At 51.8% G+C, this 9264-nt stretch carries 5 protein-coding genes and 1 rRNA gene; 1 reads left to right on the forward strand and 5 read right to left on the reverse strand.

Annotated elements, in window-relative coordinates:
- Positions 1 to 176: 176 nt before the first annotated feature.
- The gene (locus BUB68_RS12735) at positions 177 to 2981 is read right to left on the reverse strand and encodes a sigma-54-dependent transcriptional regulator (protein ID WP_073092078.1); all 2805 of its coding nucleotides are present in this window, start codon (positions 2979 to 2981) and stop codon (positions 177 to 179) included.
- Positions 2982 to 3197: 216 nt separating this feature from the next.
- Here BUB68_RS12735 and BUB68_RS12740 point away from each other — a divergent pair, with 216 nt between their 5' ends.
- The gene (locus BUB68_RS12740) at positions 3198 to 3401 is read left to right on the forward strand and encodes a DUF1858 domain-containing protein (protein WP_028129919.1); all 204 of its coding nucleotides are present in this window, start codon (positions 3198 to 3200) and stop codon (positions 3399 to 3401) included.
- Between the two features lie 64 nt (positions 3402 to 3465).
- Here the strand turns inward: BUB68_RS12740 and recD2 are convergent, their stop codons facing one another.
- The 4 genes from recD2 to rrf all read right to left on the reverse strand — a co-directional run.
- On the reverse strand, positions 3466 to 5691 hold the full coding sequence (gene recD2 / locus BUB68_RS12745; protein ID WP_081372008.1) for an SF1B family DNA helicase RecD2: 2226 nt from the start codon (positions 5689 to 5691) through the stop codon (positions 3466 to 3468).
- A 30-nt stretch (positions 5692 to 5721) separates the two neighbouring features.
- A complete protein-coding gene (locus tag BUB68_RS12750; RefSeq protein WP_073092080.1) occupies positions 5722 to 7671 on the reverse strand; it encodes an ABC-F family ATP-binding cassette domain-containing protein in 1950 nt (649 codons plus the stop codon).
- Between the two features lie 50 nt (positions 7672 to 7721).
- On the reverse strand, positions 7722 to 9008 hold the full coding sequence (locus tag BUB68_RS12755; RefSeq protein ID WP_371914872.1) for an LCP family protein: 1287 nt from the start codon (positions 9006 to 9008) through the stop codon (positions 7722 to 7724).
- Positions 9009 to 9164: 156 nt separating this feature from the next.
- Positions 9165 to 9264: ribosomal RNA gene (gene rrf, locus BUB68_RS12760) — 5S ribosomal RNA — on the reverse strand; the annotation flags it as partial.

The raw sequence follows: 9264 nt of genomic DNA on the forward strand, positions 1-9264 counted from the left end.
TTGTTTTTCCCGCGTTTTTCACTTATTTTTCATAAAGAATTTTTGTTTATGATACTATTAATATTGTTTTGATACACTTTAATACACATTTCGATACTCTTTCGCGAAAAATTACGCCTATCACGGCAAAAAAAATACACTATGACAAATGTCATTGTCATAGTGTTTCATCTGTATCAGAGCATATTGGCCATAAAGTAATACTCATCCTCATCAAAACGTAATTTCAACGTTTCGTCAAAGATGACCGCCGCTTTTTTCAGCGCGGCTAATTTCCGTTCATCTACCAGCGACTTGTCTTCCTTATAGACCAGCGGACTTCTGGTGACCACCCGCTCCAGTGCGCAGCCACAGTGCACCAACAGACGTACCCGCAAAGGATTGGAAAGTTTCAATTGCAGGTCATTTTCCAGGGAGCGGTCAAACTCCCAGAGCACGCTCATAATCTTGGCCGGATTCAGATAGGTAAGGAAACGCTGCAGAGATTCTTCGCAAAGACGCTGCACCACCATATTGCCTTTGCCTTCGCTTTGCGGTATCTTCGCCTCAATGGCGGTTTCGCTGGCAAAGACCAGTTCCGTGAGCCGCCGCTCCCCTTCGCCGTCAATCAACTGTTCCAGCGGAATAAAGGGAATGCTCATCTCCGGCTTTTTCATGCCGACCGCCGCTACCAGCTTGTATTCCTTGGCAATCTCCTCCAGACGCTCCTCTAGATGGATCACGCCTACAGGGATAACCTCGATGATCCGCCCCGCATGACGCAGCACATCCTCCACCAGCGCCTTTATCTTCATCGCCGCGCCATGGCCGGAGGAACAGATGGTCACAATGGCCTCCTGTGTATTAGCTGGAACTTCATGTGTATCAACAGCCTCATAGCCCTTGAAACTCAACAGGGATTCATAGATGCTGTCCAGATCCATGCCCGCAATATCCACCTTGCGCATGGCCTCCAGAATAAGCGGCGTGGAGACCATATCCAAAGTGCGCACGGGAATCTTGAGCCGCTCGGAAAGCAGGGCACCAATATTGCAGAGGGACCCCATATCCGCAAGGATCAATACCCCCTTCTGACATTCCATGCCCTTGAGCATAGCCGCCGTCTGCTCCAGAATATCCTGCGGATTGACCTCCAGCGGCATATCGATGGCGATGATATTGGTATCCGTGGAACTGAACAGACGTTTGGCCACATCCACCATCGAACTTGCCGTAGCTTTGCCATGCGTGGCCACAAGGATGATGATCTTTTCCTCCAGTTCGTCATCATCTGCCGATTCCAGCAACAAGGCGATATATTCGATTTCTGCCTGCGGCACGCTCACATGGTAGTGTTTTTCAATCAGTGTGCCGATTTCCTCAGCCACCCGCATATAATCGGAATCCTTCGGGATAGCGCCTTCAATCTCTGTATATGGGATTGTCTCCTGCGCCTTGACGCGTTTCAGGAACGCCGACAGATGCAGGCTGAAGGCATAGAGGAAACGGTCGCGGTAACTGCGGTTCAGACGCTTCTGCACATAGAGGGAAATCTGCTCGGAAAAGTCCACCAAAGCCTCATCCACAATCTTCAGCAAACGCTCCCGCGTGGTCATATTGACAGAATGCTTCTTATTATATAATTCCTTGACGTAGACATTCACATCCGTAGCCACGATCTGCTTGATGAGCTCATCGCTGATGCCCTCACCTTTGAGCAGGGCGACTTTATCCTCTACGACCTGATAAAGATTGAAGCCTTCCTTGCTGTTCTCATCATCCAGCTTGAACTTGCCCCCTGGCGGCGAAACCAGCAAAGGCTCGCTGACATACTGCGTAAGTTCCGCCAATGCCTGCCGGTTAGCTGAAAGCGTCAGCAGACCATCCCGCACGCTGGGCGGCAGCATCCGAAAATCCGCCTCGATGAAGCTGGGATTATCAATGCCATTCAGGAACGCCTGCGCACAGAGCAATTTGATATTGGACTTGAGCTGGCCCACATTGCCGCTGCCAATACTGCCAATCAGCGCCTTGACCGCTTCCACGCTGATGCGCACAGGTTTCTTGACGCGCTGGGCCTCTTCCATGAAGAGCAGTTTCAGGATATCCAGCTTCTCCTCCAAGGTACGCTCCGACAGCGGCTTGATGGTGATGATATTCGGTATGCGCCGCACAAAGGTTTTCGTCAGCGCTGAATTGGGGTCTTCCGTCGTTGCCCCGATAATCAACACCTTGGCCCTGCGGCTGCGAGTGGTTTCCCCCAACCGGTTGAAGGTCCCCGTATCCATGAAATAAAAAATCATTTCCTGGCCTTCCGGCGGCAGGCGATGGATCTCATCGAGGAACAATACGCCACCATCAGCCTCTTCCACCAGGCCAGCCTTCGCTGAATCCGCCCCGGTGAAAGCCCCTTTGATATGGCCAAACACATGGGAAATCAACAGCTGCGGATTATTATAGTAATCGGCGCAGTTGAAGGTGATAAAAGGAGCCTCCTCCCCAAAACGCTTCATCGCCTTGCCATAGGCAAACATCATATGGGCAAAGAGAGTTTTGCCTACGCCGGTCTGGCCCACAATCAAGGTATGCAGGCCATCCGGCGGATAGAGGATGGCCGCCTTGCCCTGTTCCACCTGACGCTTGAGGCTCTTATCCGCTCCAATCAGCCGGGCAAAGGGATTGACTTCCTCCTCGGCCTCACTGCCAAAGAGCCGCTTGCACTCTTCTACATCCCGGAACTGCAACGGTCCCTGCCCCAGTTCACTGCCTAGAGCTTCTGCCAAGGTTTCCTTATCAAAATACCGCACAGGCCGCCCCGTAAACTTGATGATCTTGTCCTGTCGATGCAGTTCGTTCAATTCCTTGGACACATTATTGCGCAAGATGTCCAACTCATCGGCGATTTCCTGAGCGTCAAAACCAATCTGCCCTGTCAGTACTTTGACCTCAAACTTCTCCGACTGTTCCTTGATATATTGATAAATGCGTTCGCTACGCTTCAATGTGTATCACTCCCCTTCGATACTCTTCGTACATCATATAACAGAGTATCAAAAAAGGCAAGATAAACAAGATTGCCACAAAATCCACCAGTCAGGCAAAAAAAATATAATTTTTCCGTACCATTTGTTCCTTGTAACCTATGGGTTACCTATGCTATAATGCGATTGGTTAGTTGAGTTAGTTTTATCGCGTATTACGCATAGGAGGATTTTATAATGGCTATCACTAAAGATATGAGCATTCTCGAAGTTGTGCAGAAGTACCCGGACACGGTTGATGTATTCGTCAACGCTGGCATGGGCTGCCTGGGCTGCGCTGCCGCTCACTTCGAAAACATCGAACAGGGCGCTATGGCTCACGGCATCGACATCGATGCCCTGATCAGCAACCTCAACGAGGCTGTTGGCGCTGAAGCATAAGCTTACGGAATAGCAAAAAAGACTGATGAAAGTACCTATGTGCTTTCATCAGTCTTTTTTATTGCTATTCGTTCAAGGCTCCTGCCAGTCTTTCCGCCAGCAGGGTATAGCGCTTGCGGGTACGGTCGTTCGTGACGGCCGTATTCAGCGCCGCTTTGTTTCCCAACAGGATCACCTGTTGGCTGGCTCTTGTTACGGCCGTATAAAGAAGATTCCGTTGCAGCATGATATAGTGACCGGAAGTCAGGGGCAGAATGATGACCGGGTATTCGCTGCCCTGACTCTTATGCACGCTCATGGCATAGGCCAGCTGCAATTCCACCAGTTCATTTTTCTCATAGTCCACTTCTAAATCTTCACTGAACTTCACCGTGAGATGATTCGCCTCCACCGCGGTGATGAAGCCGATATCACCGTTGAAGACCATCTTCGTATAGTTGTTCTTCGTCTGCATCACCTTATCTCCCAGCCGGAAGGTACGGACGCTGTTCTTATATTCGGCCTTGTATTCGGTAGGGGGATTCAGAGCCGCCTGCAGGAGCTTGTTGAGATTTTCCACGCCGCATTCCTGCCGATGCATCGGTGAAAGCACCTGCACATCCGTCAGCGGATTCCACCCTTGCCGGGGCAGGACTTCCACACAGAGTCTCACGATATTCTGTGCCACTTCCACAGGATCGGCGATCTCCCAGAACTGGAAATCTCCCTCCGGTTTGCACAAGGGAAGCCGCCCTGCATTGATGGCATGTGCATTGAGTACAATGGTGCTCTCCTCGTTCTGACGGTAGACTTCCGTGAGGCGCACAGCCGGAATCACCTTGGATCGCAGGATATCCTTGAGCACCGATCCCGGCCCTACAGCAGGCAGCTGGTCAACGTCACCGACGAGGATCACATGACAGCCATCGGGCACCGCATCCAGGAAATGCTGCATGAGCACGATATCCATCATAGAAACCTCATCGAGGATGATTGCATCAGCCTCCAACTGCTCATCGGCATCCTTGGCAAACATGGAGGCACCATCCTCCTGCCTGCCGCCCTGAGCTTCGAGCATCCGGTGCACCGTCATGGTCTTGCGGCCTGTAGCTTCCGCCAGACGTTTAGCAGCGCGTCCTGTCGGCGCCCCTAAGAGGATTTCCAGTCCCGCCATTTCCAGCAGGTCGATCATCCCCCGCACCACCGTGGTCTTGCCTGTACCGGGCCCACCGGTCAGCACCAGGATGCCATGCGTCAAGGCTGCGGCCAGCGCTTCTTTCTGGGCCTTTGCCAAATCAAGACCGGTCAGTTCCTCCCAATGCGCAATCATGCCCTCAGGATTCTCCACATCGAGCACATCCGCATAACGCTGCAAGTACAACAGCTTGCGGGCAACTTTTTTCTCCGCCCGATAAAGATATGGCGAATAGATCAGCGTGCTCCCGCCTACAGCTTCCGTGGCCAGCCGTTGCATCTTCAACTGCTTTTTGAGCACTTCACCTACTCTCAACGGATCAACCCGCAAGAGTTTCGCGGTCCGTTCAATCAGCGGTTCTTCTGGGATACAACAATGACCGCTCAGGGAAATCTGCTGCAAGGCATAATCAATGCCTGCGGCCACGCGATTTTCATCATCCCCGGCCATGCCGAGACTGGCGGCAATGGCATCGGCAGTGGCAAAGCCAATGCCTTCCACTTCCTGCGCCAGCTTATAGGGATGATTTTCCAAGACCTCCAGCGCAAAAGAACTGTACTTCTTGAAGATCCGGGCTGCCAATGCTCCGGATACGTTATGGCTCTCCAGCCATAGCATGATTTCCCGCAGTTCCGACTGCGAAGTATACGAAGCGACGATTTTCTGCGCCGTCTTTTTGCCAATGCCTTCCACCGTTTCCAATAGTTTCGGCCTCTGTTCGATAATATCCAGCGTATCTGCACCGAACTTGGCCACCAGGCGCTTGGCCATAGCCGGCCCCACACCATCAATCACACCGGAAGCCAGAAAGCGTTCAATGCCCTCCACACTGGTGGGTGCTTCCAGACGGAGGCTCGTGGCTTTGAACTGCTGGCCGAAACGAGGATGCGTAACCCATGAACCCGTCAAATGTACCTGTTGGCCGACCAGAGGCGGTTCACACCCTACGGTCACCGTAATGCGGCTGTTCTGTCCGGAAGGCTGCAAGCGGAACACAGCGAATTTTCCGTCCTCACTGGCAAAGATAATGCTGTCAACCAGTCCCTCAAGCTCTTCCTGTCCGGCATTGGATGCAAAGCCCAATGCCATCTGTTCGTTTTCCTTATTATATGCCATTATCTTTGCTCCCTTCTGCCATTGCCAACCTCATTCACTGGCCACTAACCGTTCCCATTTGGCATAACGTTCTTCAATCTCGGCCTCTTTTGCCACATATTCCTCCGCTATCCGCTGGCTTTCCGCAGGGTCAGCCTGTATCGCCGGCTGATTCATCTGGAACTCCAGCCCCTTGAGTTCTGCTTCTGCCATGGCGATTTCCGCCTCTGCCCGCTGAATCATCTCCGTGCGCTTGGCATCGCTCATGCTCTGGATTTTCCCGGCTTCTGCCCGTTCTTTGGCCGCTGCCTTTTCCTCCGCAGCTTTCTGCACAGCTTCTGGCTTGGCCGCTGTTTTCTCCGCCTGCTTGCGCTCTGCCGCTTCAGCCTCCATGCGGGCTTCTTCCTCTGCTTCCCGCTCGGCCTCTTTCTTCATCAGATAATAACTGTAGTTGCCACTGTATTCAGTCAGCTGGCCCTCAGCAAGTTCCAATGTGCAGTTGGCCACCTTATCGAGGAAATAGCGGTCATGGGATACCGCCAAAAATGTACCAGGATACGCCATCAAAGCTTCTTCTACCGCTTCCCGGGCCGGGATATCCAGATGGTTGGTCGGTTCGTCCAAAATCAGGAAATTGGCACCGGTCAGCATCAATTTCAGGAAGGCCACCCTTGACTGTTCACCGCCGGACAAATCGCCTATCTTGCGCAACACCTCGTCCCCGTGGAACAGGAATGCGCCGAGATAGCGCCGGGCCTGTTCCTCATCCACGCCATAGGTATAGATGATTTCATCAAGCACCGTCATATCCATATGCAGGGTTTCATGCTGCTGGGAGAAATAACCGATTTTCACGCGGCTGCCAATCTTCACACGGCCTTTGGCAGCCTCAAGCTCACCTACCAGCACCTTGAGCAGCGTCGTCTTGCCGGCACCATTTGGCCCGACCAGAGCTACACCGTCCCCATTGCGGATCAGCAGGGACAAGTCCTTGAAGACCGGCTCACTGCCATAGCCAAACGAAACCTCTTCCAGTTCCGCTACCCGCTGTGCACATTCAGGCGGTTTATGGAAGGCAAAATAATTGAAGGATGCCGCCTCTGGTGGCAGCACGATGCGTTCCAGGCGGTTGAGTTGGCTCTGGCGACCTCTGGCCTGCTTGGACTTGATGCCAGCTTTATATTTACGGATATATTCTTCTGTTTTCCTGATATGTTCCTGCTGCTTCTCGTAGGCAGATTTCAAGGCTTCCCGGCGGGCCGTCTTGACCCGCATGAAATAAGTATAGTTGCCCTCATAACTCGTAACCGTGCCAGCTTCAAGCTCCACAATCCGCGTAGCTACCTTGTCGAGGAAGTAACGGTCATGGGAGATGATCAGCACGCCACCACGATAGGTGCGCAGGAAGCCTTCGAGCCATTCAATCATCTGAATATCGAGATGGTTGGTCGGCTCATCCAGGAACAGGAAATCCGGCTCTCTCAACAGTGCCTTGGCCAGGCAGATACGGGTTTTCTGCCCACCGGAAAAATGCTGCACATCCTTGCGGAAATCGTCATCGGAAAAGCCCAGGCCATAGGCCACTTTTTTGATACGGCTCTCAAACTCATAGCCTTCCAGCTGTTCGAAGCGCTCCACGACCTTGCCGTAAATATCGAGAAGTTCCTCTTCTCCTGCAGCAATCTGCTTTTCCAAAGAACGCTTACGCTCACCGAGTTCAATGATATCGTCAAAGGCACGGCGGAATTCATCATAAAGGGTTCCCTCGCCAAAATTGGCCTGCTGTTCCACATAACCGATGGTTTCTGCAGCATCAAGCTGCACGGAACCACCATCGGACTCTTCCTGACCCATCAGCATCTTCATCAGGGTAGTCTTGCCCGCGCCATTGGCTCCGACAAGGCCGACCTTGTCCCCGCCGCGGACTTCAAAATTCACATCATGAAAAAGTTCATCTATGCCAAAGGCTTTCTTTAGATTATTGACCTTCAAAATACCCAAACTTACATTCTCCTTTTCTATGAAAAAAGCCTCCCCCGAGGGGGCAGGCTTTATTTCCTATAATCCAGGCCAATATGCACTACGGCCTGATTAGAACTGCCGCCATCCATGATCACGCAAGTGAACGGCATACCATAAAACACATCAGTATTACGCGTGGAAGTGATGATTGTTGTCTGCGTGCGGGAACTGGTCTTGCCGGTTTCCACCCCGGAAATGATGAACCCTTTCCGTTGCAGGATCTGCGCCACTTCGGCAGCGGCTCCATTGATGCCGCTATCGTTGATGACCATGACCGAAATCTCCTCCGGTTTCATGGGTTTTGTCTCTTCCTCCGGCTTTTTCGCCGCTTCCTCCGGCAATTTGCCCGAACTCTTGGACTGAGCCAAGAGCTGCATGCCATCAGGCAGGGTCTTCATATACGCATCTTCATCTGCCTGTGCCCGTTCTTTGGCCGCATCGCTGAGTTCCAAGCCCAATTGCTCCGCCATAAGTTCCCGCAGATCCGTGATATCCGGAATCCAATAGCTTACATCTTTGATATAAGCTGGCTGACCAGGAACCATTTGTGCCGAAAGGCCATTATCATGTACGTGCTTCAGTTTCCCGGCAAATTCAATCAACTCAGCCAAGCTCATATCTGTCTCGATGGCGGATTTCACTTCTTCGACCAGTTTTGGCAAACGCGGCAGCATCGAAGGCGAAATCATCTTAGCCAACACAGCTTTCATAAACTTCTGCTGACGCCCGATCCGGCCAATGTCGCCCTCACCATCGCGATAACGCACATACTGGATAGCCCGCTTGCCATCCATATGCTGCTCACCAGGATAAAGATCGATGACCAATCCACCATCATCATCCCAGGGATCTTCATAATACATGCGCTTTTCTACATTGATATCTACACCATCCAGTGCATCAATGATCCGTTCAAACGCCTTGGTGTCTATGATGATGTAATGATCTATGGTCGTTCCCAGCAATTTCTCGACCGCTTCCTGACTCAGCTTATGACCACCATAGGCATAGGCATGGTTGATTTTCTCGTAATCATTGGCCTCAATCTGCACCCGGGTATCACGCGGTACGGACAGCAACGCCGCCTTGTCCTTACCTTCATCCAAAGCGGCCACCATCATGGTATCACTACGACCCACATCGCCATCCCGGCGATCGACCCCCAGCAGCAATACATGGGTGATCTTATCATTCTGTGCCTGCTCTCCAAAAATTCCCGCTGATTCGCCGCTGTTATCCGTAGAATGACGGCTGGCTGCCATCACGCCAAAATATGCCAGTACCAACACCAGCATAATCGCCAATATCCATTTCACACGCTTCAAACTGCGCCTTCCCCTGCGCCTCTGCCGCATAATCTATATCTCCTCAAAAATAAAACAAAAGTTCAACTCAATAAGTATAGCAAAATAAGTAGCTAATGTAAACCTATCCAGGAGCACGAAAAAAGCACCCTCACGGGTGCTTCGCTTAACTGGCAACGCCCTATCCTCCCAGTCCGTCTCCAGACAAGTACTTTCGGCGTATGAGTGCTTAACTACTGTGTTCGGTATGGGAACAGGTGGAACCACT

It is taken from the genome of Pseudoselenomonas ruminantium (assembly GCF_900142515.1).
In the GTDB taxonomy this organism is placed as follows: Bacteria; Bacillota; Negativicutes; order Selenomonadales; family Selenomonadaceae; genus Selenomonas_A; species Selenomonas_A ruminantium_D.

Coding starts and splice junctions, on each gene's coding strand:
- BUB68_RS12740 (WP_028129919.1), top strand. CDS start 3,198: ATGGCTATCACTAAAGATATGAGCATTCTCGAAGTTGTGCAGAAGTAC.
- recD2 (WP_081372008.1), bottom strand. CDS start 5,691: ATGGCATATAATAAGGAAAACGAACAGATGGCATTGGGCTTTGCATCC.